A 26,669-nucleotide genomic window follows, 5' to 3' on the forward strand; every position below is an offset into this window, starting at 1 on the left:
TTTATTTCTCACCGACTACATCGGATTTGCTACTTTTACCTGTAAATAATGAATCTAACGCCAAAACAAAAGCTTCATCAAGCAAATAAGCGTAAACCCCATTTCCGGGATGTTCTTTATCTATACCCCGTAAAAAAAGATAATAAATACCACCAAAATGAGTTCGATAATCATAATCAGGAATACGTTGCTGTAAAAAACGATGTAACGCTAAGGTATAGAGTTGATATTGCAAGTCGTAGCGATGATCCATCATTGCATTCATCATCGCTTCTTGTGTGTAATCCTCACTCGATTCACCTAACCAATTCGATTTATAATCCACAACATAGTATTTACCTTCCCAAGAAAAGACTAAATCAATAAAGCCTTTGAGCATGCCTTCTACTTGTTGAAATTGCAAAGTAGGACAACGTTTTGATAGAGGATCAAACTGACTAATTAATTGAGTCAATTGAGCTGATGATACTTCTTTCTCAATAGGTAAATAGAATTGTAATTCATCAAGTTGTTGTGATTTTGGGATATCAGCAAGACATAATCCTTGAGAATTAAGAGGCGTATGAAACAGCGTTTCCATCCATGTAACTAAAAGAGGAGCCCACTTTTCATCAAAGCCTTGAGCGGTCAATTGTCCTTGTATCCACAGTTCATCAATAGGCTGCGAAAAATCCAACACTTCAAGCAAACTATGTAAGAATGTTCCTGCTACTGCACCACGAGGGAAATGATGAATAGAATTTTCATCAACCTCTCCTTGTTGCTTCTCACCTTTAGCATCTGTATCAAGCCCTGGTGCGATAGATTGCACCAAAGCCTCAATATCACCCAAATCAAAATGATAATTACGATTTGAATGCTGATAGGTTAATCCTGAATAACTCGTTATACGCCAATTATCATGGATCTGACGTTTAAATATAGCGGCTTCAAGTTTTGTTTCTGCCATTAATTGAGGCTGATAGCGATGTGCTGATATGTTATCAAGCGTTGTTACTCTGATATTATCATCTAATAAAGCGTGAATTGATTGATGTAATAACTCACTATCGCCTTCTTCACCTTGCTGTAATAAATACCCTAAAGCATTTTTATGCAAATCAGTAAGTCCTGATTTACGTTTAGTCCCTTTAACAAGAGGCGCAACACCAACATAACAGCAGAATTTAGATCGTGTTAATGCCACATAAAGTAAGCGTAAATCTTCAGCTAAGCGTTCTTCATCCGCTAAACGTAAACTTTCAGGTCGGCTAAAAATATCTAATTTCGCGTGAAATTTTTCTCTGTCATGATAAAGCGCCCCTCTTTGTTCTTGGTAATTACAAGCAAAAGGTAAGCAAACAATAGGATATTCAAGGCCTTTAGATTTATGGATAGTACAAATTCGCACAAGATTTCGGTCGCTTTCCAAGCGCATTTGTTGACTTTCAGATTGCGCATCAGGATGAGAAATCTGTTGTGCTAACCAACGAATAAGGGCGTGTTCACTATCAAGTTGTAATGATGTTTCTTGTAATAATTCACCAATATGCATGATATCTGTAAGCCGGCGCTCCCCATCAATACTTGCGAGTAAATTTTCCGCAATTTGATTATCCATCATGATTTTACGCAACATTGGTAAAACACCACGCTTTTGCCATAGTACATAGTAATCAGCAAATTTCTCCACGTAGCTATTCCAGTCCGCCTCATTGCGGTTCAAATCATCAATTTGCCTTGCGCTAAAACCAAATAATCGGCTGGCTAAAGATGCCCGTAAAACACGTTCTTTCTCTGGTGTTACAACCGCTTGTAATAACCACAGTAGATCTTTAGCTTCATTGGTTTCAAATACACTTTCACGATTGGATAAGAATACGGATTGTATTGAAAGTAAATTCAGTGCATCACGGATCAGTATCGCTTCTCTACGGCTACGCACCAGTACCATAATATCAGCAGACGTAACCGCTTTTCTTGCACCTTGCTCAATCAGCCAAGCCTGTTGCTGATCCCCGGCTGATAACCAATCACGAATTTGTGCAGCACATTGCGCTGCCATGATTTGCTCATAATTTCCCGTAGAAACACTTTCGCCTTCAGCAAGCCAAAAATTAAAAGGCGAAATCGGCTCATCATGATAAATAAAGGCCATGTCTTGGTTTTTTTCAGCCGAACTTACTTCAATAAAAGGGATATGTTCAAATAAAAATGGGGCCTTGGAACACATAAAAAGCTTGTTAACTGCATTCACCATACCCGGCGCAGAGCGCCAGTTAGTATTTAATGTGTAGTGATGAGATGTCTGCTTTCGTGCTTGAATATAAGTAAAAATATCCGCACCACGGAAAGCATAAATTGCCTGTTTGGGATCACCAATAAATAGCAAACCACTATTTTCATACTCACCATAAATGGCATCAAAAATACGATATTGTTGAGGATCGGTGTCTTGGAATTCATCGATCATTGCAACTGGATAACGTTCACGAATAGCTTGCGCTAAAGCCTCTCCACTTTCACGTTTTAACGCTCTGTCTAGACGTGTTAATAAATCATCAAATCCCATTTCACCACGACGCATCTTTTCATTTTCAATACCTTGGCGTATTTCAGGGATGGCGTTGGCAAGAATAACATCACGCAGAGTTAGGCTCTGCTTTGTTAATCGTTCAATTTCAACAAAAAGAATATGCTCTGGTGCAGGGCCTTTCGTTGCCTTTTCATTCAGCGTTTCTTGAGAAAAACGAACCAAACAATCAGGTAATTGATAGCTTTTCGTTTCTAATGTTGATGCCCACAGAGTAATTTCTTCAATCCATTTAGGTAAGAAACGACTGCTATAACTACGTTTATCAACACCTGAAGCGGTTATCCATGCTTCAACTTCATGATGATGTTCATGCCAACGAGCTTTCACCTTGTTAATTGCTTCAATAACCGCTTGATGACGCTCTTTGACTGATTCATTTTCACTGTCTAATGCCACACCTTCGATTTCAGGCATTTCACCTTGTAAATAAGGCTGTATTTCATAAAGTAGTTGTTCAGGGCCAGACCAAATCTGGCTTACTGCATTAGCAACATCATAAGAAAGTGGATAACAATGACGGCGCCAAAAGTCAGCACATACCCGTTTTTTAAGCTCATATTCATCTTGGATCAAGACTTGTTCAAACAAGACTCCTGATTCAAATGCATTGTTTGCCAACATACGCTGGCAAAAGCCATGAATAGTATAAATAGCCGCCTCATCCATTTGTCGTTCTGCTTCTAACAACCACTGTGCAGCCAGCTCTTTATTCGGGATTTGTTTAAGTAATTCGTGGTAAGCGTTATCACTACTTTCAACATCATGACGGATACAGGCAAGTCTTAGTTCATGGATATTTTTACGAATACGGGCTCGTAATTCATCTGTCGCCGCATCCGTAAATGTCACAACTAAAATCTCTTCAACACTGAGAGGGCGGTAGAATGCAGACTCTCCGCCTAATCCAAGAAGCAACCGTAAATACAACAACCCTATTGTATAAGTTTTCCCTGTTCCCGCTGACGCCTCGATGAGGCGTCTTTGGTACAGAGGAAGTGTATACGGGTTTAATGGCTGTGCCTGTATCACATCACTCACTCTTTAATTTCCTCAATAGGTAAGGTTTTTTGTAATTCACTTACCGTAGCATAACGTTTCCATTGTTTATTGTCGGCGTAATCAGCATCTTTGCCATCTTTACCAATAATTTGAGAAACAAAAATAAATCCGTTTGGTTTTATAATTGCTTTTTCATAAAACTCAATAGCTTGTTTTAACGTTACTTTATTAAGCTCAGCTAAGAATTTTTCACGTCCATCATATTTTAAGTTATTACGATGGAAGTCATTTCGATAAAGAGAAACTTCTTCATAGAATGTTTGAGGTGGCTGTTTAACTTCGGTAATAATCGCTTGTTTATACTGATTAAAATCAGCCTCTTTCATTTTTTTCAAACGCTCATAAGCTTGTTGATAAAATGCGTTATAGCGCTCATTTAAATAGACAGGTGGTTTTGCATTACTTTGCAGTAAAAAGCCGATACCTGATTGCTCACCCATAGTGGCTTGATAAGCAAATACAGCATAACCAAGTTGCTCTTCTGTTCTTAATTGATCATAGAACCAAGGTTTGATAATAGACGATAACACTGAAGAAATTGCCTGACCTTCAAGGCGGCTATAACCTGTTGGGATATAAAGCTCACCTAATGCGTTATCTGTGCTCTTCGATTTATTTTGGAATTCAACTGCATTTAATTTATTGAATACTAATGTTTCACCGATCCAATATTCTGTGCCTTGATTACCTAATAATTCGTGTGCAGATTTAGCAATATTGCGGCTTTGCTCTGGCGTTAAGTTACCAATAATCAGCGCTTGAAGTGCAGCGTTTTTAATGACTTCACGGCGATTATCAATAATGTCTTGCAGTGTAATTGACTCTAATGCTTTGAGTTTGTCAGCTTCTTCATAGTACGGGATCGTATTTAATCGACGAGCTGGCAGCATAGCTGCTTCAAATGCTTTTAAGTTATGGGTCACTTCAAGTTGTTCACGATACCAAGATTTAGCTTGATCTAGCTCTTCTTGAGTTGATTCAAAACTCATGTAGTTTTTCAGTGTCGCATTAACGAGTTCTGGTAAATGTTGCGTATAACCATTCATTGAAAAATCAATACCTTGTCCTGATGTAGATGAGATATTCATTCCCGCAACAGAAGCTTGGTAAGATAATTCACTTAATGCTAGACCTGCAAGATAGTCTGTTAAAGTTTGTGTCACTTGTTGCTTAACAGTGATATCCGATTTTTTATTCACCAAACTTAATGTCACACTCGCTTTCGGTTCATCAGAAAAATAGTGTGATGGCATATAGAACAGACGAGCACTTTTATCCTGCCACAACAATTGTGGTTTGATGATTTTACTGTCCGCATCAATCAGTGAAAGATTATCAGGGATATAAGGGTTAAGTGCTGGCAATGATAATGAAATATCATCTGATAATGTTTGCCATGTTTTTAATTGTTTATCTGTGATTTTATCAACCTGATAAGGCGCGTTAACAAAGTAAGCTTGTTTGTTAGAAGGTTCATTAGGACTTATTACCCAAATACGAGCCTTCTCTGGTGTCAGTGAATCAAGACGTGAAAGGATAGCTGAAGGCTCATAATTATCAGCGATATAGTCTGCATTAAGGATATTTTTGACTGGATAACGCAGCATCATATCCGAAATGCCTTCTATGTAATTCATATCTCTTACAATAGAGCCATAACGGAATGAGAGATCTAATACATTCGCAATTTCATCAAAGTAACGCTGACTGATACCTTCTGTTTGAATTAAACGAATGTACGAAAAGATAGCGGAAATCACTTTGTCTTTTTGCGCTAACCCTTTATCGGTTAACGAAACATAAATAGTAAACGAGCCTTGGTTACGATCAATATATGGCTCTGAGAACGCACTAATATTTTCGGCTAAACCTTGGTCTTGTAACCATGTTGCTAAAGTGCCTGAACTACGATTACCAATTAAATAGCCAATGTATTCGTCCGTTTTACTGCGAAAATCAGCAACGTTGTTATCTATACCAAACTCAATTTGTAAAGTCTTTTGCGGTTGAGCGGGTACTAAGTGGATCATTAACCCTTTTTCTTTATCCGTCATGGCAGGTACAGTGGTGACAGGCACATCTGCCTTTTTATTCGGGATACGAGCGAAAGTGTCTGCGGCTAATTTAGATAATTCATCAAGTGACTTATTACTGTAAATTACCCCATTCATTAAGTTGCCAGAATAGTGCGTTTGATAGAATTTAATTAATTCATCTTGTAATTTACTGTTTGGCTTATCACTCAGCGTTTCTAAATTTCCGCCCATAAAACGGGAACTTGGATGAGCAGGGTTTAAGGTTTCTGCCCTGACTTGCCAAAAACGCATACCATCGCGCGCACGCGCCATAGTTAATTCTGCATTAACAGCATTACGTTCACGATCTGCATTTTTAGGATCAAGTAAAGGTTCAGCTAAAGCATCAGCAAGTCGATCAACCGCTTCATTAATGGCACTATTTTCCACTTCTAAATAGAATGCAGTACGATAAGTCGTTGTACTCGCATTATGAGAGCCACCATTCTTTTGTAAGAACTCAGACATGCTGCCTGATTGAGGATATTTCACCGATCCCATTAACACCATATGTTCTAAATAGTGCGCAAGACCTTGCTGACTATCAGGATCTTCTAATGCGCCAACAGGTAGCGCAACTGCCGTTAATGATTTAACTGCTTTTTCATCAGAAACCAGTAATACAGTCATTTCATTAGGTAGTTTAATCGCTTGATATTGCCGTGGATCGCTCTCACTTTTTTCAATGCTATCAGGCAATACTTGCCAGAGTGGATCAGCGGCAAAGCTGTTGATACTCACTAGCATCAATAGCAACATGATCCATAGTTGCGAGCAGTACTTTCTCATCGGATATGAGCTCCCTTATTTTTTCAGAAATGGAATTATTGGTTTAAATATTGTTAATGCCGTCTGTTTGACCGTTTGTAAAAAAGGCTCGTCTAATTGAGAGAAAGCACGCTGAACATACATATCACTCATTTCACCATCTCGATTATAGCTATCCGTTAAATGTTGCATCAGTACTAATTCTGCTTTCTCAAGTGTCTCTTCATCATCAAGTAAAAACTCTTGTGATTTTTTATCATAGCAAGCTTGTAACCAAGCCCAGCCACTTTTCGCAAATAGCGCTAATGGGCTGTTTAACCCTTGTTTATAGTCACTGATTAACTTGTCTAACGTTGAATAGGCAAATTCAGGATCAACCGGTAACAAACACCATTGAGTCTCTTTTCTGCCGTAAAACCGACTCTCGCCCGTTCCCTGTTTCAAACAATAAACTAGGTGCTCAATCCACAGCTGCAATAAGTCATTAGCGGTTAAGCTGGCTGGCCGCCAACGTAATAAACCATCAGCTTGTACCTCATTTAAACGACCAATCAATGGCATTGCACTAAAGCTTTGCTCTAATGTGACAGAATGTGTAGCTAATCGTTCACTTCTTATCTTTTCAGCTAAAGGAAGTAACTCTTCTATTTGCTGCTCCCAATAAATTTGACCAAATGCACTTGCAGGAAGTTGACCTGCTGCTTTGATACGCTCAAACAAAGCTTCTGTTGAGGTTTGATCAATTAATGCTTTTAATAACCATTGATTCAATAGATAACGTTGAAGAGCATTTATCACAAATGGCTCTTCTTCAGGTAATTCTGTTTCTTCAATAACAAAGTTTGTTTTTAACCTTTGTTGGAAGAATGCTCGAATAGGATGACGATAAAAACGTGCAAGCGCATCAACAGAGACTTGATCTATTGTGTCATCATCGTTTAGTGGCTCGGTAAAAGTTTGATGAACCATTCCTTGCCCACTGGCAGCAGGCAGCCATTCAGAGGCATAAGAACGAAAGAAAGCGCCTATTTGGAAATTTTCTTGAGCAAAAGGAACACGGCTATGTTGTGTTAATAGATGCTGATTTATACGAGCCGCACTGTCATCGACATTGAGTTCACCATCCTCCGGTAAACGGAAATTTTGCCCAATATAATCTTGTAACTCTTTGATTAAGACTGATGGATTGCATTCTCGATCGTCACGGATCGATTTTCCGATATAGCTGATATAAAGGTATTTTTCAGCTGAGCTAAGCGCTTCAAGGAATAAATAGCGGTCATCATCACGACGTTTTCTATCACCGCGACGGCGTTTTTCCGCCATTAAATCAAATCCTAACGGCTGAATATTACGAGGATAAATACCATCGTTCATACCTAATAAACACACTGCCTTAAAGGGAATGGAGCGCATAGGCATTAGTGTACAGAAATTAATGCTGCCAGCTAAAAAACGCTGACTAATTTTTTCATCATCGAACCGTACTGTTAATTCATCACGAATAAGGACTAGCGGAATTTCATTTTGATATTGTGCTTTCAATCCATTTTCAATCACTTTTTGCCATTGTTGGATAATAAGCACTAAAACTAATTCCGTTTCCTCATCAGACTCAAAAAAGGCATCAACTAATTGTTGTCCAACTTCTAGCCATGATTCTAATGAACGAGTTTCACTTAAACGTGTACGCCAATCACTTAATGTATAAAGAAAATCAGCGAGATGACCTGCAAGCTCCGCAACTAATCCACTGGATTCATCATAAGGAAGCACACCTTTCCAAGGACCATTTTCACTTTCCATCGCATAACCAAGCAACATGCGCAGTAAGCCAAACTCCCATGTATTTTTGCCCGTGATTGGCAATAAGAATGAAGCCACATTCTCATCATCTAATCCCCAGCGTATGCCTGACTCATCAACCCAACGACGTAGTAGTTTTAGTTCATTTTCAAAAATAGAAAAATGCCCTGCTAAAGCAGGGACTTCAAGCAGTGCCAACACTTGTTCAGCGGTAAAACGACTTTGAGGAAGTTCTAGCAACGTAATAAAAGCCTGTAATACAGGATGCGCTTGACGCGCTTTTCTATCTGAAATAGCAAAAGGAAGATAACGTTCTGAAGGTGCATTACCAAACACTGCTTGAATATAAGGTGTATAGCTATCGATATCCGCAACCATCACAATAATATCGCGCGGTAACAATTCAGGATCTTGTTCTAATAAATGCAGTAATTGGTCTTGCAGTACTTCGACTTCGCGCTGTGGGCTATGGCTTGCATGGAAAGTCAGTGAGTGATCATCTGGTGAAATCACACGTTTATTTTCACTACACTCATAAGTTTCAAGTGTTGTACCTAATTGCGAAAAATCTTCTAAATCAAGAATATCTGCTTGTAATTGATGAAGTAAATTATCTCTTGGGATCTCAACAAACGCATCTAACACATCGGTATATTCAAGTTCAGAGAGGAAATAAAGATTATCTTTACCTAGTTTTCCCCATGATGCTAATAGCGGATTACCGATGTTTTGCTCGCCCTCATCATTAAATAACGAAGAAGCATTTTTTTCATCTTTAAACCAAGGCGATTCATGCAATTGCTTATAATGGCGTGGCTTTCTGCTATTAAGACGAGAGAGAAATTTAGGATCTTGAATATCTCCCCAATAGTAACGGCAAGGATTAGTAAAGAGTAAATAGATCTCAGTATGACGCCCTATCGCTTGTAATGCCTGCAAATAAACTTGAGGTAGAGCCGAAATCCCACAAATAAAAATACGAGGTGGAAAACAGTGTTGAAGCTCCCCTTCTTTTGCATTATTTAAAGTCGAAATAAATTGCTGATAAAGATTAGAACGGTGCCATTGAGGCTGATTAAGATCTTTTGTGTATTGCTGTAATGCTACCCACAATATTTTTTGCCAGCGTTGATTTTCACTCAACCCTTCGATTAACTCATCATTTTCCCACGAAGCTAACCAATCTGAACGATAAACTAAATATTGGTCAAATAAGTCAGCTACACGTCCTGCTAACTGGTGAAGTTTACGTTTATCTTCATCATCATCAAGGTAATGCAGTAAGGGTTTAAATTCTTCATTAGGCAAAAATTCAGGAAGTAATGCCATTAATTTCCATGTCATCGCATCTTTAGAAAAAGCGCTTTCTTTAGGTATACCTGATAATACCCGAGTAAACATTTCCCAAATAAAGGTTGCTGGTAATGGATAACGGATATTAGCGGCAATACCCAAGCTTTCGGCAAGCTGGATTTGCAACCATTGAGACATTCCAGGGCTTTGTACAAGGATCACTTCTTGTTCAAAAGGAGAAGAAAGTGGCCTGGTCTGCATAAAGTGCACCATAAGTGACTTTAGTAATGACAACTGATTTGAGTGATATATATGAAACATCAGATCCTCATCTTATTAATAGCATGACCAGTAATACAGCCTTATTTCGGGTAATACATTATTGGCAACATAACCTTCTATTTGCTGACAACCTTCAGACTGTAAAAGTGAGCGTGTCATTATTCTGGGGTTAGATGCGAAATAATCAGGTGATTTATCAGACATTTGTTCAAATAAAACAAAAAGTTCCTGCCCTGACTGCTGAATTTGAATTAGCTGCTGAAAATCAGCTTTTAATGATTGACTATACCCTATAATAGCGACAAAACTAATATTAAAAAACAGCAATATAAACATTGTATTAAGTAATATAGAGCCACTTTCTGATTTATTTTGAATGTTATCTATAACACACACTCCTTATGCACTAATGGGCAATAATCTAGCCATCCGCTTGGATGAATAGTTATTGTTCTATTTTTATCCTTTAAGATACTAACCCATTGGTAATGATATATTTTATAACCTTTTAAGCTTTCTGCTTGTCCTTGAAGTAAGCCCTTATCTAGAGAGATCAAAAGTAGACAGCTTTTTATTTTAGGATTTGCATGAAAAGTATGACATTGCCATTTATTTAATCGAGTTGATGAAAGATCCCAATTAAGTGCGATCCCCCACTGCAATGCAGATTCAGCAAATAAAAAAGCTTGCCGTGCTTGTAACTCTTGCATCACTATTTGTTGAGACTGCCTGTAATGATAAGCAAAGCTTCCAAGCACAGATAAACTCATCACAACAAAACCCATCACCATTAATAAACTTGCAAATCCCTGTTCATTTTTTCTGTATGTAAAATCAGTATTCATAACAAGGTCACATTCCTTAAACGAATGATATTTTGATAATGTGACTTCACTTTATGATTTTGTTTTAAATGAAATTTTAAGGAGATTGAAAGATAAAAAAGAGACATCCCTTTCATTAAGTGAGGCTTTGTATAAGAACGCAAAGTAAATTCAGTCACCTCAATTTCATTACTCTCAAAAAAACGTTGCCATCCTGAAGAAGCGCAATCTTTGACTCCTCTTCGTTGTTCTAGTTGTCCATTTTTAAGACGGTATCCAAAATAATCACTCTCTTTTGAAGAAGGCAGTTCCCATTTGCCATTGCTGTTTATGTCGTAAGCAAAAATAACGCAGGAGTTTTTTTCTTGAAGGGGATATTGTCCTATCTTTAAAGAAGACTCAGCCAAGCCGTTTGGCTTCAACGTATTAACACAACTGTCATAACAATACCCTGTGCGTCTTAATTGTGCTTCTAACACCAATAACCGTTCTCTTAAAAAAATATCTAACTGGTATTGTTGGTAAGAGTAGATCAGTGTGTTCATTATTTGAGGATAAGCTCGACTGATACATAGAAACAAAACCCCACTTATCGCGATAGCAAAAAGGTATTCCATCAACATCATGCCAGACGAAAATGAAATTCCAGATCGTTTCAACATGATGAAAATGCCTTCATGCTCTGACTACATGCTCTTATTCTGCCTAATGATGAAATAATAATTTTCACTTCGCCTTCTACACTGTGAAGAACAAAGCTCATGGGCTTTAATGTTTGACGAATTCCACCGAACGTAAAATTTGAAACTGTTGATTGCTTAAGTTGAATGCCTGAAGCTAATTGAAAAATATCTTGTTGCTCTGATAAATGGCGAGAATGAAGAGGAGTCGCAATTATTTTATTATTTGGTGATAACAAAAGCGTAATTTTAATTCTTACATTAAATAATAGAGCTTGTTGTTGCTGATAAGAAAGAAAAGCAATGGTTTCACGCACGCTATGCAGTAACTGACGCTGGTAAGTAAAATGCTGATAAGCAGGAATTGATAAATAGCTTAAAATAGAAACTATCATCATCACAACCAATATTTCAAGTAAGCTTATACCAAATTCGCCCTCTTGCTGATGCACCCTACTTAGGCTTATATCCATGTTATTATTCATTTATTCCTCCTTTTAACCTACTGCGAGAATGCAGACAAAACATTTAAAGGTAAATAAAGGAAAGTGTTTTTTTCGAACAACAACGCAATAACCGTATTTTCAGAATAAATACAAAATAAGGGTAAAATGAAAAAAGCCCCTGTTTATTGCTAAACAGAGGCCTTTAAAGCAAGGAATAAATTAAACTGTAAATGGATATTTTATTGCTTCATGGCATTGATAACCTTCAACAGTAAAATCATCCGTTGTTACCCAAGTTTCAATATCTTCCAACGTTTTGATTTTTGGATTGACATGTAATGTTGGTAACGGTAATGGCTCTCTTTTTAACTGCACATCACGCATTAGTGGTAATTGATTTTCATAGATATGTGCATTGATTATCTTATGAAATGCTTTACCCGGCTTATGCCCTGTAATTTGAGCCACCAGCGCCAATAAAACAAAGCACTGAATTTGGTTGAAATTCAAACCTAACGGCACATCACAACTGCGCTGATAAGAGGTTAAATAAAGCGTATCCCCCACAAGTGAAAAGGTATGCGTATGCATACAAGGGCGTAAACAACCCAGTTCCGTTTCACCCGGATTATAGAACGTTACGATTTCACCACGATCATCGATACCTTTAGTCAGGTTATCTACCACTTTACGCAGTTGATCAAAATGAGAACCATCAGGGCGTTTCCATTGACGTCCTTGAACGCCATAAACACGCCCCATATCGTCTTCGCCTTTACGATGAGGGTTATTTAACCATGCACCATTTTCATTCGCATTGGCATTCCATGTATTGCAACCAATTTCACGAAATTGAGCGGCATTGTCATAGCCACGTAAATACCCTAACAGTTCTGCAATGGCCGCTTTATAAAAACTTTTTCGTGTTGTTATCAGCGGAAATTGGTTATTCGCAACATCATATTCCAGATCGGCATTAATCACCGTTAAACAACGGGTTCCTGTCCGTTTATTATCAATCCATTGCCCTTCATCGATAATGCGTTGACACAATGCCAGATACTGCTTCATGTTGTCTCTCTTGTTAATTAGCTAATAATAAAAAATTTATCTCACACTATTTGTGAGCAGATGTTGGGTTTTGTGCCGTTTTTTTATCTTGACGATAAGCCCATACCATAAAAATAATACCCAACAGAATCATTGGAATTGAAAGTATTTGCCCCATACTCACACCACCAAATAATCCTAGTTGTGCGTCTGGTTGACGGAAGAATTCAACAATAATACGGAATGCGCCATAACCAATCAGGAATAGACCTGACACACTTCCGACAGGACGACTTTTGCGCACAAAAATATTCAGAATAATGAATAACACCACGCCTTCTAACAGCATTTCATAAAGCTGAGAGGGATGACGAGGTAAAACACCATATTCTTGAATAATAGGCAGTAACGTTGTTGGATCTTGGGCAACAAGCTGGAGATCCGCAGAACGCGAGGTTGGGAATAAGAACGCCCAAGGCGTATCTAATGTGACACGTCCCCATAATTCGCCATTGATAAAGTTACCAATACGGCCTAACCCTAATCCAAATGGAATTAACGGTGCAACAAAGTCTGCCACTTGGAAAAATTTACGTTTAGTGCGTTTAGCAAACCAAATCATGGCACAAATGACCCCAATTAAACCGCCATGGAACGACATTCCGCCATCCCACACTTTAAAGAGGTAAAGAGGATCATTTAAAAAGACAGGTAGGTTATAAAATAAAACATAACCTAAACGACCACCGATAAATACACCCACAAAACCGACATAAAGTAATGTTTCAACTTCATTTTTATTCCAACCACTATTCGGTTTTGCAGCTCGACGATTTGCAAGCCATAAGGCAAAGACAAACCCAACTAAATACATCATACCGTACCAGTGTAGTGACACAGGCCCGATAGAGAACATAACGGGATCAATCTCTGGAAATTTAAGGTAGCTTATACTCATTATTCCCTACTTCACTTAATCAATAATTTCTGTGCTGGTTATTTATTGCCAACACAAAAAAGGCTTATACGAAGGTCTGCTAGATACCTCCGCGAATTAATCCACCTAATCCTTGCCGTTCCATAAATTCAGAAGACAATTTTTTGATTTCTGTTGTGGTTTCAGCTTGCAACACCTGTTGCATAAAAGACTGTAACATCACAGGATCAAGATGGCGCAATAAGTATTTTACCCTAGGTAAACTACGACCACTCATGCTTAACTGCCTAAAACCGAGCCCTATTAACAGCAATGCCCCTATTGGCGTACCCGCCATTTCACCACAAACACTCACTGGCAACTGATAATATTGGCATTGTGTTGCAATCAAATTCAGTGAACGCAATAACGCAGGATGCAAATTATCATAGAGTGATGCTACATGGGTATTATTACGATCGACAGCAAGCAAATACTGAGTCAAATCGTTTGTTCCAACAGAGATAAAATCGACCCGATTAGCTAATTGTGACAACATAAACACCAACGAAGGAACTTCAAGCATGATGCCTAACGGTGGTGGAACACACTCACACTTTATTTCTCGACTGACTTCATCACATGCTCGTAGCAGCAATGTTCTTGCTTCGTCAATTTCATCAAGACTTGTCACCATCGGCAACAATATTTTCAAATTTTTAAATTCGAGATTTGCTTTTAGCATTGCACGTAGCTGAATAAGGAAGATTTCAGGTTGATCGAGCAATATTCTTATTCCTCTCCAACCTAAGCAGGGGTTTTCCTCATTAATTGGCATATAAGGAAGTTGCTTATCAGCACCAATGTCTAAAGCGCGCAATACAACGGGTTTATCTGGAAAAAAAGAGAGAATTTCACGATAACGGTTTTTTTGTTCATCTTCAGAGGGAAAACCGCTTTGCAACATAAAAGGTATTTCGGTGCGATATAAACCCACACCATCTATTCCCACACTAATGCGTTGCTCATATTTTATATTTAATCCCGCATTCAATTGAACACTAACTGCTTCACCGTTTTTTAAAACCGCTTGCTGTTCAAGTTGATCTTCTGCAATTTGGCTTAATACACTCTCTTCATCAATAATTTGTTTATATTCTTGAGTAATAAAAGGCTCTGGCTCAATAAATATTTCTCCACGATAACCATCAAGAATAAGCATGCGATTATGTAACAGCTCAGGTTGAATATCTGCTCCCATAATCGCGGGTATTCCCATCGCTCTAACAAGAATGGCAGAATGTGAGTGAGTTGCGCCATCTCGAACAATGACACCAGCAAGTTGTTGCTCTGGTAACTCCGCCAATAAACTGGCACTTAATTCATCAGCGACCAAAATAAAACGCTCTGGCCAAATATTGGTTGAGCTTAGATCATCATCTAAATGGAATAATAAACGCTGTCCTAATGCTTTAAGATCAGACGCTCTTTCTCGCATATAACCGTCTTTCAGGCTGGAAAATTGCGCTGATACTTTCTCAACCACCACTTTAACTGCCCATTCTGCGACATAACCTTGTGTGATTATCGCGGTCATTTTATGTTTAAGCTGTGGATCATTAAGTAAATGCGAGTAGAGATCAAAAATGGCCGCACTCTCTTTTTGTGCATTCGCCATAAAACGCTTACTAAAACGGCGACATTCTGCTGTTGCATCTTCTAAAGCAACAGTGAGTCGATTGAGCTCTGCTTTTATATCAAGTGCACTGGCTTTAAATACATTTTCAAGGATTGGCTGAGCGACTTCTTGCCAGCCATATGCCATCACCACACCCGTCGAAACCGAAAGTGCTTTAATACGGCTTTGGCGATATTGTCCAAAAAGCCCTTTAGTTTGTACTTGCGATAACGTTGCACCTAATTGTGTCGCCAGTGTCACCATAAAAGATTCTTCGCTTTCATTAAATAAGCGACGCTCTTTTTGCTGAACGACTAATACACCAAGGAGTTGGCGACGATAGACAATAGGTACACCGAGGAAAGCACGGAGATCATCTTCTTTAACTTGAGGAAGGTATTTAAAGCTAGGATGCTCGCGAATATCAGCGAGGTTGATGAGCTCTGAAAGACGCCCCACTTCACCAACAACGCCTTCATCAAACGAGAGGCTAACGGCTCTCCCTCTAGGTTTTTTTAACCCTTTGGTCGCCATAAGATAAAAACAACTACGTTGTTTATCGGCAAGATAAATAGAACACACATCCGTGTGCATTGCCTGACACGTTTCCTTGACTAAGAGTTCAAGCGCTTCTGGAAGCCCCGCTGCCATAGCCACTTTTTCTACAATTTCTCGCAAACGTGTCAGCATAGTGTTATCTAATACCTTTTACGCCGATATCCATACGATGGACGAGGTAAAGACACTTGTTCTTGCAACGGCATGACTACGGGTGCGAACTCTTTCATTACACGTCGATAAACATCGCGTTTAAAAGAGACGACTTGTCTAACAGGATACCAGTAACTCACCCAACGCCAGCCATCAAATTCTGGCGTTTTGCTTTGTTGAACATTAATGTCTTTATCATTACTTGTTAACTGCAAGAGGAACCAACGCTGTTTTTGTCCAATACAAACAGGTTTTGTGTCCCAACGCACCAAACGCTTCGGTAACTTGTAACGTAACCAGTTACGTGTGGAGGCAAGAATTTTAACATCCTTGCGACTTAACCCAACTTCTTCGAACAACTCTCGGTACATTGCCTGCTCTGGCGATTCTCCAGGATTAATTCCCCCTTGAGGAAATTGCCATGAATGTTGCCCATAGCGACGAGCCCAAAGCACTTGCCCTTGCCGATTACAAATTACAATCCCTACATTCGGGCGGTAGCCATCATCATCGATCACTAGACTACCTCAATAACCAAATTTGAAAGATAACTCATTGTTTCATACTACCCACAAACGGTAAACCTCTATCAACAGACTTTGCACGACGCGCGTATTTATCTACAATGGGAAAGTCTCAACGGGGTGCCTTTTTAGGCTGAGAAAAACTCGTGGAACCTGATCCAGCTAATACTGGCGTAGGGATTTGAGTCAGGATGTTGCAATATTCATTGGTTTGCCATCCTCACTCCTCAGATCCTACCTGACTTTTACTGAGGAACTAAACGTGTTAACTAAATCGCTTCGCTTTACTTTCCTTCTGGGCGCACTGGGCATTGTAAGTACTTTTTCAACTCAAGCCTTAGCACAAAAACCCACGCTCACTGTTTACACTTATGATTCATTTACCGCAGATTGGGGGCCAGGGCCTGCAATAAAAAAAGCGTTTGAACAACAATGTGATTGCGAATTAAAACTTGTTGCCCTTTCTGATGGTGTTTCTCTGCTTAATCGCTTACGTATGGAAGGTGATAAGAGTAAGGCTGATATTATTTTGGGTTTGGATAACAATCTGATCCACGCAGCAAAAGAAACGGGACTTTTCGCACCAAGTCATATCGATACATCAAAACTCACCCTACCTGAAAAATGGGCTGATGATACCTTTGTGCCTTATGACTACGGTTATTTTGCTTTTATCTATGATAAAAACCGCATTGCTAATCCCCCAAAAAGTATGGCTGAACTGCTAAATAGCAAAGAAAAGTGGAAGATTTTGTATCAAGATCCTCGCACCAGCACACCGGGTTTGGGTTTAATGCTATGGATGCAGTCACTTTACCCTGAAAATACGGCCTCTGAATGGAAAAAATTGTCAGAGAAAACGCTGACAGTGACTAAAGGTTGGAGTGAGTCTTATGGCTTATTCTTAAAAGGTGAAGGTGATTTTGTGCTTAGTTACACATCATCTCCAGGTTATCACATTTTAGCGGATAAAAAAGATAACTATGCAGCGGCAATTTTCGATGAAGGGCATTACTTACAAGTCGAAGTCGCGGCAAAATTGAAATCGAGCAAACAACCTGAATTAGCTCAACAATTTATGCAATTTATGCTCACCCCTGCTTTCCAAGAAACTATTCCTACAACCAATTGGATGTATCCTGTTATTGATATGCCATTACCTGACGTCTATTCCGTGATGCCTAAACCCGAAAAATCATTACAATTCGATGCAGATGTTGTCGCAAAAGAGCGCCAAACATGGACTCGTAATTGGCAATCTGCGGTTAGTCGCTAATGGGAAGATGGCTTATCCCGGGGCTATGTGCCTCGGGTTTACTGCTTATTGTGGCGTTATTGTCATTTGGCGCATTGTGGTTTAACGCACCAAGTGGTGAGCTGACCTCAATTTTTGCTGATGAATATTTATGGCATGTTGTCCGCTTTACTTTTTGGCAAGCCTTTTTATCTGCGCTGTTTTCGATATTACCTGCTATTTGGCTCGCCAAAGCACTCTATCGACGCCAATTTAAAGGACGAACACTGTTTTTACGCCTATGTGCCATGAGTCTTGTGTTACCTGTTCTAGTTGCACTTTTTGGTATTTTAACGGTTTATGGCAGAGTGGGATGGATTGCTCAAATTTGTGAATGGCTAGGGATCGACTACCAATTTACCCCTTATGGTTTGCAAGGCATTCTATTAGCTCATATTTTTTTCAATATGCCATTAGCAACCCGAATGCTATTACAAGCACTCGAAAGTATTTCGTCAGAACAACGCCAATTAGCCTCACAGCTTGGCATGAATGGCTGGCAACGTTTTCGTTTTCTTGAATTTCCCTATTTGTGGCGTCAAATTCTGCCCACGGCATCACTCATTTTTATGCTCTGCTTTGCAAGCTTTGCCACTGTATTGGCATTAGGCGGAGGTCCTGCGGCAACGACTGTTGAACTCGCGATTTATCAAGCGTTAAGCTATGACTACGATTTACACCGCGCTGCACTGTTAGCGTTGATCCAGCTTTTTTGTTGTTTAGGTTTAGTACTTATTAGCCAAAAGCTAAAAGGCACCCTTTTTGTGGGAAGCAGTCAAAAGCTACATTGGCGTGATCCCTATGATCCTATCTTTAGCAAAATAACCGATGGTTTAGTGATCACTCTTGCGATCCTCTTTTTAGTACCGCCAATTCTAGCGGTAATAACGGACGGTCTTAACAGTCAATTTATACATGTCATACAACAACCTGTACTTTGGCAGGCGTTTACTACCTCACTGATTATTGCGGTTGGTGCGGGTATTGTTTGTGTTGTATTAACGATGATGTTGCTATGGAGTAGCCGAGAACTTCGCTTACGGCACTTTAAAAAAGCAGGACAAGCCATGGAAATGAGTGGTTTGATTATTCTGGCGATGCCGGGGATTGTGTTGGCAACAGGCTTTTTTCTTCTATTCAACAATACGATTGGATTACCCGAATCACCGTATGTTTTAGTCATTTTAACCAACGCATTAATTGCTATTCCGTATGCATTAAAAGTACTTGAAAATCCAATGAATGACATCGCTTCGCGTTATGGTCTTTTGTGTCAGTCGCTCAATTTACAAGGTATAAATCGACTCCGTTGGATAGAATTACGCGCATTAAAAAAACCAATTTCACAAGCCCTTGCTTTTGCTTGTGTGATTTCTATTGGGGATTTCGGTATTGTGGCTCTTTTTGGTAATGAAACCTTTAGAACCTTACCTTTCTATCTTTATCAGCAAATTGGCGCTTATCACACTCAAGATGGTGCCGTGACCGCCATGATCTTATTGCTACTTTGCTTCACTCTTTTTAGCTTAATAGAACGATTGGCAGGAAAATCTCATGATTAAATTAGAGCACCTTGCTTACACCTATGAACACCAACATCTCTTATTTAATTTAACCGTTAATACGGGAGAGCGTATCGCTGTGTTAGGTCCCAGTGGCGCTGGAAAAAGCACATTACTCAGTTTAATTGCGGGTTTTTTACCGTCAGAAAAAGGAAGCCTTTTTCTCAATGGTGAAAACCATACTAAAACAGTCCCTGCTAAACGTCCTATCTCCATGTTATTTCAAGATAATAACTTATTTCCACATTTAACTGTCAGACAGAATATTGGTTTAGGGTTAAATCCCAGTTTAAAACTGACTGATGCGCAAAAAGTACTATTAGAAGATCGCGCTAAACAAGTGGCTCTCAGTGAATATCTTGAACGCTTACCATCCCAATTATCAGGTGGCCAGCGCCAACGTGTCGCAATTGCGCGCTGCTTGGTACGTGAACAACCGATTTTATTACTCGATGAGCCTTTTTCTGCATTAGATCCCGCTTTACGCATTGAAATGCTGGCACTACTTGAGCAACTTTGTGATGAGAAAGCGTTAACCTTATTGATGGTTTCGCATAGTTTAGAAGATGCTGCAAAAATCGCCTCAAGAGCGATTGTGATTGATAACGGTATGATTGTGTATGATGGAAATACACAATCACTAATAAATGGTGAAGTGGATCAATCACTTATTTTAGGTATTCCGTTTAATTAATCTCAGCCAAAATTAACTGTATAAATAACCACTATATTGACTATAATAAACACATATTTAGTGAATTATTTGTGTTTATTGGGTGCTCATGATTGGTCATACGGAACAAGGTTTTATTCTTACTCGCCACTGGAGCGACACACCAAAAGGTATTGTCGTCTCTTATTGGCTGGCGACAGATCATGGTCCGCATAAAGTGACTGTTCCTATGCAACGTGCTATCGGTTTTGTTGCCCGTCAACATGAAACTGTTTTACGCTCACTCGTTAATAAAAATCCTGATATTGAAATTCGCCCTCTCGAGTTAAAAGATTTCGAAAGACAGCCCGTTTTCGGTGTTTATTGCAAACAATACCGCCAACTTGTTCAACTTGAGCAACAACTTAAAGAGCATCACATCCGACTTTATGAAGCAGATATCCGCCCACATGAACGTTATATGATGGAGCGCTTTATCACCGCACCAGTCTGGTTTCGTTATCAACAAAATAATATTGCTACATTAAAACCCGCTCCTGATTATCGCCCAACGCTTCGAACCGTGTCTTTGGATATTGAAACCAGTGAGTTTGGTGAACTTTACTCCATTGGACTTGCAGGTTGTGGCGATAATGTGGTGTTTATGCTTACTGATGAGTTGCCCGTAGAGTGTGAAAACCAGCAACCTCAAGGCTATCGTTTATGTTATGTCAGTAGCCGATTACGTTTAATTGAAAAGTTAAATGAATGGATACAACACTATGATCCCGATGCCATTATTGGTTGGAATTTAATTCAATTCGATCTACGTATTTTGTACACACATGCCCAACGATATGGCGTCAGTTTATTATTAGGTCGTCAAAATAGCCCGTTAGAATGGCGTGAGCATGGATTTAAAAAAGGACATTTTTTTGCATCGGCTCAAGGTCGTTTAATTATCGATGGCATTGAAGCATTGAAAATGGCGACGTGGAATTTTCCCTCTTTTAGCCTCGAATCGGTTGCTCAAACACTGTTAGGTGAAGGTAAAGCCATCGATACACCTTATGCCAGAATGGATGAAATTAATCGGCGCTTTAAAGAAGATAAACCTGCACTGGCTTATTATAATTGGCAAGATTGTGTCTTAGTGAACCGTATCTTTGATACGACATCTCTTATGGCATTCTTATTAGAAAGAGCCTGTGTTACAGGGCTTTCAGTTGATAGAAGCGGTGGCTCTGTCGCGGCTTTTACTCACCTCTACTTACCCTCAATGCATCGCATTGGATATGTCGCGCCTAATCAAGGTGAAAAACCTGAAGAGCATAGCCCCGGTGGCTTTGTGATGGATTCTGCTCCCGGCTTATATGATTCTGTTGTTGTGCTTGATTACAAAAGCCTTTATCCCTCTATTATTCGTACTTTTTTAATCGATCCAGTAGGAATGATTGAAGGAATGCACCAACCTGACGAAAACTTTTCTATTTCTGGATTTCGCCAAGCACGATTTTCACGAGAACGGCACTGTTTACCCGCTATTGTGTCGCAAATTTGGCATGAAAGAGATAATGCCAAATTACATAAAAATACCCCGCTCTCTCAAGCGCTCAAAATCATTATGAATGCTTTTTATGGTGTTTTAGGCTCTGTGGGTTGTCGCTTTTTTGATCCTCGTTTAGCGTCTTCCATTACGCTACGAGGTCATGAAATTATGAAAAAAACACGAGAATTAATTGAGGCCAAAGGTTATCAAGTTATTTATGGCGATACGGATTCAACCTTTGTTTGGCTGAAATCACCTCACACAGAACAACAAGCACAACAGATTGGGTATCAATTAGTACAAGAGGTAAATCAATGGTGGAAAACACATCTCTTTGAAAACTACCAACTAGATTGCAAATTAGAACTAGAATACGAAACCCATTATCGCCGCTTTTTAATGCCCACTATCCGAGGTATGGAAACGGGTAGCAAGAAACGCTACGCCGGACTCAGCAATGATAAAATGGTATTTAAAGGATTAGAAACCGTCAGAACAGATTGGACTCCCCTTGCTCAAAAATTTCAACAAGAGCTTTATACACGCATTTTTCATCAGCAACCTTATCAGCAGTTTATTCGTGATTATGTTGCGGATACGCTTGCGGGAAAATATGATGAGAGATTAGTGTATCGTAAACGGTTACGTAGAAAATTATCAGAATATCAGCACCACGTCCCCCCTCATGTCAAAGCAGCACGTAAGGCTGATGAATATAATTTATCCCAAAATAGACCGCAACAATATCAGCAAGGCGGTTGGATTAGTTATATAATTACCCTCTTGGGGCCTGAGCCATTAGAGCACATTACCACTGCACCTGATTATGAGCACTATATCAATAAGCAATTAATGCCTATTGCAGATGCAATCCTACCTTTTATACAAGATGATTTTTCAACCTTGTTAAATGGGCAAATGACACTCTCATTTTAAGTTGTGTCATTTTGCAGGTGACGGTTTGCTTTGCATCTATTAACATAACGCCCCTTTGGTGATAATTAGCTTTTCTTTGTTCAAGGAACAAGCACTTTTTATCCCGCAGATTTTAATGACAACACCGCAATACTGCATTCATTAATAATTCCTAAATTATATATTTGAGAGCTGAGTTTATATATATGCCTTTTACTCTTGGTCAACGTTGGATTAGCGATACTGAAAGCGAGCTTGGACTGGGTACTGTTGTGGCAATTGATGCCCGCATGGTTACCTTACTTTTTCCTGCCTGTGGCGAAAACCGCCTTTACTCCCGTCATGATGCACCAATAACGCGGGTGATGTTCAATGCAGGGGATACTGTCACCAGTCACGAAGGCTGGAAACTCGCCATCGATAACGTTGTAGAAGATAACGGCCTACTTATCTATCAGGGTGTACGTTTAGACACTGAAGAGCCTGCACAATTACGTGAAGTGTTCTTAGATAACAAACTCACTTTTAATAAACCTCAAGATCGCCTTTTTGCAGGTCAAATCGACCGTATGGATCGCTTTGCATTACGCTACCGCGCTCGTAAGTTTATGAGCGAGCAGTTTAAGCAAGCACAAAGTGGTTTACGTGGTATCCGCGCAAGCCTTATTCCTCATCAGCTTTATATCGCCAATGAAGTGGGTAAACGTCATAACCCCCGCGTATTATTAGCTGATGAAGTGGGTTTAGGTAAAACAATTGAAGCTGGTATGATTATCCATCAACAATTAATGGATGGTCGTGCTGAGCGCGTGTTGATTATTGTGCCTGAAAGCTTACAACATCAGTGGTTAGTTGAAATGTTACGCCGTTTCAACCTCCGTTTCTCACTGTTTGATGATAGCCGTTATAGCGAATCTTTATTAGATAGCGATAATCCATTTGAAACAGAACAGATGATCATCTGCTCTTTAGATTTTGTGCGTAAAAACAAACAACGTTTTGAACACTTGGTTGAAGCAACATGGGATATGTTAGTTGTCGATGAAGCTCATCACCTTGTTTGGAGTGAAGATGCTCCAAGCCGTGAATATCAAGTAATTGAAGAATTAGCTGAATCTATTCCTTCGGTATTGCTATTAACCGCAACCCCTGAGCAATTAGGTCAAGAAAGCCACTTTGCCCGTTTACGTCTGCTTGATCCAAGCCGTTTCCATGACTACAACGAATTTATTAATGAGCAACAAAAATATCGCCCTGTTGCTGATGCTGTCACTATTTTGCTATCAGAAGATGATTTAAATACCGAACAACAAAATATCATCAGTGAAATGATCAGCGAGCAAGATGTTGAGCCATTACTGAAAGCGGCAAATACCCAAGGTGAAGAACGTACTAAATCTCGCCAAGAACTTATCCATATGCTAATGGACAGACACGGAACAGGTCGTTTGCTATTCCGTAACACTCGTTCTGGCGTTAAAGGTTTCCCGAATCGCTTACTTCACGCGATAAAAATGCCACTGCCAACACAATATCAAACCGCAATTAAAGTGGCTGAAATTATGGCGGCGAAAAAGAGCCTCGAAGTTCGTGCAAAAGAGATGCTTTACCCTGAACGTATTTACCAAGAATTCGAAGGTGAAAACGCAACATGGTGGAACTTTGACCCTCGTGTTGAATGGTTACTGGGTTTCTTAACTGCAAATCGTAATGAAAAAGTACTGGTAATTTGTGCTCAAGCAGCAACCGCACTGCAATTAGAACAAGTTTTACGTGAGCGTGAAGGTATTCGCGCGGCAGTCTTCCACGAAGGTATGTCATTACTTGAACGCGACCGTGCAGCTGCTTATTTCGCGTCTGAAGAAGAAGGCGCACAAGTTCTACTATGTTCAGAAATCGGCTCTGAAGGACGTAACTTCCAGTTTGCTAATCAACTAGTTATGTTTGATCTGCCATTTAACCCTGATTTACTAGAACAACGTATTGGTCGTCTCGATCGAATTGGTCAAAATCGCGACATTGATATTAGCATTCCTTATCTTGAAGGTACGGCTCAATCCGTATTATTGCGTTGGTATCACGAAGGCTTAGATGCCTTTGAGCATACTTGTCCAACAGGTCGTACTATTTATGACAGCAAATATGATGCTCTCGTCAATTACCTTGCGCAACCTAATGAATTAGCGGACTTTGACGAGTTTATCGCTGCTTGTCGTAAACAGCATGATGAAATGAAGCTCAAACTTGAGCAAGGCCGCGACCGCCTATTAGAAATGCATTCTAACGGTGGTGAAGTTGGCGTTGAATTAGCGGGTGAGATTGCAGCGCAAGATAACGATCCTGAGTTAGTGAACTTTGCACTGAACTTGTTTGATATCGTCGGTATTAATCAAGAAGATCGCAGTGATAGCTTAATTATTTTAACGCCATCCGATCATATGTTAGTGCCTGATTTCCCAGGATTACCGCAAGATGGTTGCACCATCACATTTGATAGAGAGCAAGCATTATCTCGTGAAGATACCCAATTTATTAGTTGGGAACACCCAATTATCCGTAATGGCTTAGATTTAATTTTATCTGGCGATACAGGAAGTTGTGCCGTTTCTTTATTAAAAAATAAAGCATTGCCAGTGGGAACGCTGTTAGTAGAACTGATTTATGTGGTCGAAGCGCAAGCACCTAAACATCTTCACTTAAGTCGTTTCTTACCTGCAACACCAGTTCGCTTATTACTTGATCTGAAAGGTAATAATCTTGCATCTCAAGTTGAGTTTGAAAGCTTTAACCGCCAATTAAATGCAGTTAATCGTCATACTTCGAGCAAACTGGTCAATGCGGTACAAAGTGAAGTCCACCATGTACTTAAAGCCTCTGAACCGTTAATGGAAGTTGAAGCGAAAGGACTTATCCAAAAAGCGAAAGAAGAAGCGGATCGCGTGCTGACTCATGAATTGTCGCGCTTAGAAGCTTTACGTGCGGTAAACCCAAATATTCGTGATGATGAAGTCGAAGCAATTGAAAATGAACGTGCTCATATTCTTAACCATTTAGATGAAGCAACGTGGCGTTTAGATTCAATTCGCCTCATTGTTGTTACCCACCAATAATCACCGTTAAAGCGGGGAGTATTTTACTCCCCGTTGTTTTGATGAGATATCCACCATGATGGAAGTGTATAACCCGCCGACAGATCCTTGGTTACATGTTTTATATCAAGATGAGCATATTATTGCCGTCAATAAACCCAGCGGATTACTGTCAGTACCGGGCAAAGCGCCAGAACATAACGACAGTATTATGTCGCGCATTAAAGCTGAATTTCCTAATGCTGAATGTGTGCATCGCCTTGATATGGCAACCAGTGGCGTTATTGTTGTTGCACTAAATAAAGAAGCAGAGCGTGAACTAAAGCGTCAATTTCGTGAACGTGAACCCAAAAAAACCTATATCGCACGCGTTTGGGGACATATCGAAAAAGAAGAGGGATTGGTTGATTTACCTTTGATTTGTGATTGGCCTAATCGGCCAAAACAAAAAGTCTGTCATGAAACAGGGAAAGCGGCGCAAACTTTTTATGAAGTGTTGGAATATGAAGAGAATGCGACAAGAGTGAAACTCTCACCAATTACTGGGCGTTCACATCAATTGCGGGTACATATGCTAGCGTTGGGGCATCCAATTCTTGGGGATCGCTTTTATGCACACCCACAGGCAAGAGCGATGGCGCCTCGCCTGCAGTTACATGCTCAGGAATTATTTATTACGCATCCTGCTTTTCGATCCCCGATACATTTTGAATGCCTTGCCGATTTTTAATGTCTTATGACACTAAAACAGTCACTGAACTCAATGAAGCAAGGAGCAGGCAAAGCGCTAATCCCATAACCCCAACAAGAACACGGACGTTTGACATGGATATAGTTCCTTTTTTAAGAGAAGAGAGAATGAAATAATTAAATTTCACTTATATTTTACCGTGATAAATAATAAACTCAACTCAGTCTAAG

Annotated in this window: 17 protein-coding genes and 1 riboswitch; of the genes, 7 read left to right on the top strand and 10 right to left on the bottom strand. The window is 39.6% G+C overall.

The window, feature by feature from the left end; translation table 11 throughout:
* Position 1: 1 nt before the first annotated feature.
* Genes recB through recC form a run of 3 tightly spaced genes read right to left on the bottom strand, consistent with a single transcriptional unit; the run spans position 2 to position 9,897 of the window.
* Positions 2-3,613: an exodeoxyribonuclease V subunit beta gene (gene recB, locus F1325_RS14955; protein WP_160230650.1), complete on the bottom strand. Its 3,612-nt coding sequence runs from the start codon at positions 3,611-3,613 to the stop codon at positions 2-4.
* Positions 3,610-6,498 (bottom strand): pitrilysin, encoded by a 2,889-nt coding sequence (gene ptrA, locus F1325_RS14960; protein ID WP_160230651.1) that lies wholly within the window; start codon positions 6,496-6,498, stop codon positions 3,610-3,612. Before ptrA ends, recB begins: the two co-directional genes overlap by 4 nt.
* 15 nt (positions 6,499-6,513) lie before the next feature.
* The gene (recC, locus tag F1325_RS14965; protein WP_160230652.1) at positions 6,514-9,897 is read right to left on the bottom strand and encodes an exodeoxyribonuclease V subunit gamma; all 3,384 of its coding nucleotides are present in this window, start codon (positions 9,895-9,897) and stop codon (positions 6,514-6,516) included.
* A gap of 134 nt (positions 9,898-10,031) precedes the next feature.
* On the opposite strand from recC, the gene F1325_RS19485 reads away from it, so the two are divergent.
* Positions 10,032-10,154, top strand: a complete 123-nt coding sequence (locus F1325_RS19485) for a hypothetical protein (RefSeq protein ID WP_269812639.1) — start codon at positions 10,032-10,034, stop codon at positions 10,152-10,154.
* Between the two features lie 87 nt (positions 10,155-10,241).
* On the opposite strand, the gene F1325_RS14970 is transcribed toward F1325_RS19485, so the two are convergent.
* The 7 genes from F1325_RS14970 to rppH all read right to left on the bottom strand — a co-directional run bounded on the left by F1325_RS14970 (position 10,242) and on the right by rppH (position 16,681).
* The gene (locus F1325_RS14970) at positions 10,242-10,703 is read right to left on the bottom strand and encodes a DUF2509 family protein (protein WP_109373092.1); all 462 of its coding nucleotides are present in this window, start codon (positions 10,701-10,703) and stop codon (positions 10,242-10,244) included.
* Positions 10,700-11,344 (bottom strand): prepilin peptidase-dependent protein, encoded by a 645-nt coding sequence (locus F1325_RS14975; protein ID WP_109373091.1) that lies wholly within the window; start codon positions 11,342-11,344, stop codon positions 10,700-10,702. Before F1325_RS14975 ends, F1325_RS14970 begins: the two co-directional genes overlap by 4 nt.
* Entirely contained in the window at positions 11,338-11,847 is a 510-nt protein-coding gene (locus F1325_RS14980) for a potassium:proton antiporter (protein ID WP_244185048.1), read from the bottom strand. The genes F1325_RS14975 and F1325_RS14980 overlap by 7 nt, the downstream gene beginning before the upstream one ends.
* A gap of 180 nt (positions 11,848-12,027) precedes the next feature.
* Complete coding sequence (locus tag F1325_RS14985; protein WP_109373090.1) at positions 12,028-12,879, bottom strand: thymidylate synthase; 852 nt, start codon at positions 12,877-12,879, stop codon at positions 12,028-12,030.
* Between the two features lie 46 nt (positions 12,880-12,925).
* Positions 12,926-13,816, bottom strand: coding sequence for a prolipoprotein diacylglyceryl transferase (gene lgt, locus F1325_RS14990; protein WP_109373089.1), 891 nt, complete (start codon positions 13,814-13,816; stop codon positions 12,926-12,928).
* Between the two features lie 79 nt (positions 13,817-13,895).
* Entirely contained in the window at positions 13,896-16,142 is a 2,247-nt protein-coding gene (gene ptsP, locus F1325_RS14995; RefSeq protein ID WP_109373088.1) for a phosphoenolpyruvate--protein phosphotransferase, read from the bottom strand.
* Between the two features lie 8 nt (positions 16,143-16,150).
* Positions 16,151-16,681, bottom strand: coding sequence for an RNA pyrophosphohydrolase (gene rppH, locus F1325_RS15000; protein WP_036934096.1), 531 nt, complete (start codon positions 16,679-16,681; stop codon positions 16,151-16,153).
* Between the two features lie 112 nt (positions 16,682-16,793).
* A riboswitch (TPP riboswitch) is annotated at positions 16,794-16,885 on the top strand.
* A gap of 64 nt (positions 16,886-16,949) precedes the next feature.
* On the opposite strand from rppH, the gene thiB reads away from it, so the two are divergent.
* The 6 genes from thiB to rluA all read left to right on the top strand — a co-directional run bounded on the left by thiB (position 16,950) and on the right by rluA (position 26,478).
* Positions 16,950-17,963, top strand: coding sequence for a thiamine ABC transporter substrate binding subunit (gene thiB / locus F1325_RS15005; RefSeq protein ID WP_109373087.1), 1,014 nt, complete (start codon positions 16,950-16,952; stop codon positions 17,961-17,963).
* Entirely contained in the window at positions 17,963-19,543 is a 1,581-nt protein-coding gene (thiP, locus tag F1325_RS15010) for a thiamine/thiamine pyrophosphate ABC transporter permease ThiP (RefSeq protein ID WP_160230653.1), read from the top strand. The genes thiB and thiP overlap by 1 nt, the downstream gene beginning before the upstream one ends.
* Positions 19,536-20,237 (top strand): thiamine ABC transporter ATP-binding protein ThiQ, encoded by a 702-nt coding sequence (gene thiQ / locus F1325_RS15015; RefSeq protein WP_160230654.1) that lies wholly within the window; start codon positions 19,536-19,538, stop codon positions 20,235-20,237. The genes thiP and thiQ overlap by 8 nt, the downstream gene beginning before the upstream one ends.
* Positions 20,238-20,325: 88 nt before the next feature.
* The gene (locus tag F1325_RS15020; protein ID WP_160230655.1) at positions 20,326-22,680 is read left to right on the top strand and encodes a DNA polymerase II; all 2,355 of its coding nucleotides are present in this window, start codon (positions 20,326-20,328) and stop codon (positions 22,678-22,680) included.
* A 185-nt stretch (positions 22,681-22,865) separates the two neighbouring features.
* Positions 22,866-25,769 carry an RNA polymerase-associated protein RapA gene (gene rapA, locus F1325_RS15025; RefSeq protein WP_109373083.1) on the top strand — a complete coding sequence of 968 codons (2,904 nt, stop codon included), beginning with the start codon at positions 22,866-22,868 and terminating at the stop codon, positions 25,767-25,769.
* Positions 25,770-25,824: 55 nt separating this feature from the next.
* Positions 25,825-26,478, top strand: a complete 654-nt coding sequence (gene rluA / locus F1325_RS15030; RefSeq protein WP_072064290.1) for a bifunctional tRNA pseudouridine(32) synthase/23S rRNA pseudouridine(746) synthase RluA — start codon at positions 25,825-25,827, stop codon at positions 26,476-26,478.
* Positions 26,479-26,669 lie beyond the last annotated feature (191 nt).

The sequence above is a fragment of the Proteus columbae genome, from assembly GCF_009914335.1.
GTDB lineage: Bacteria > Pseudomonadota > Gammaproteobacteria > Enterobacterales > Enterobacteriaceae > Proteus.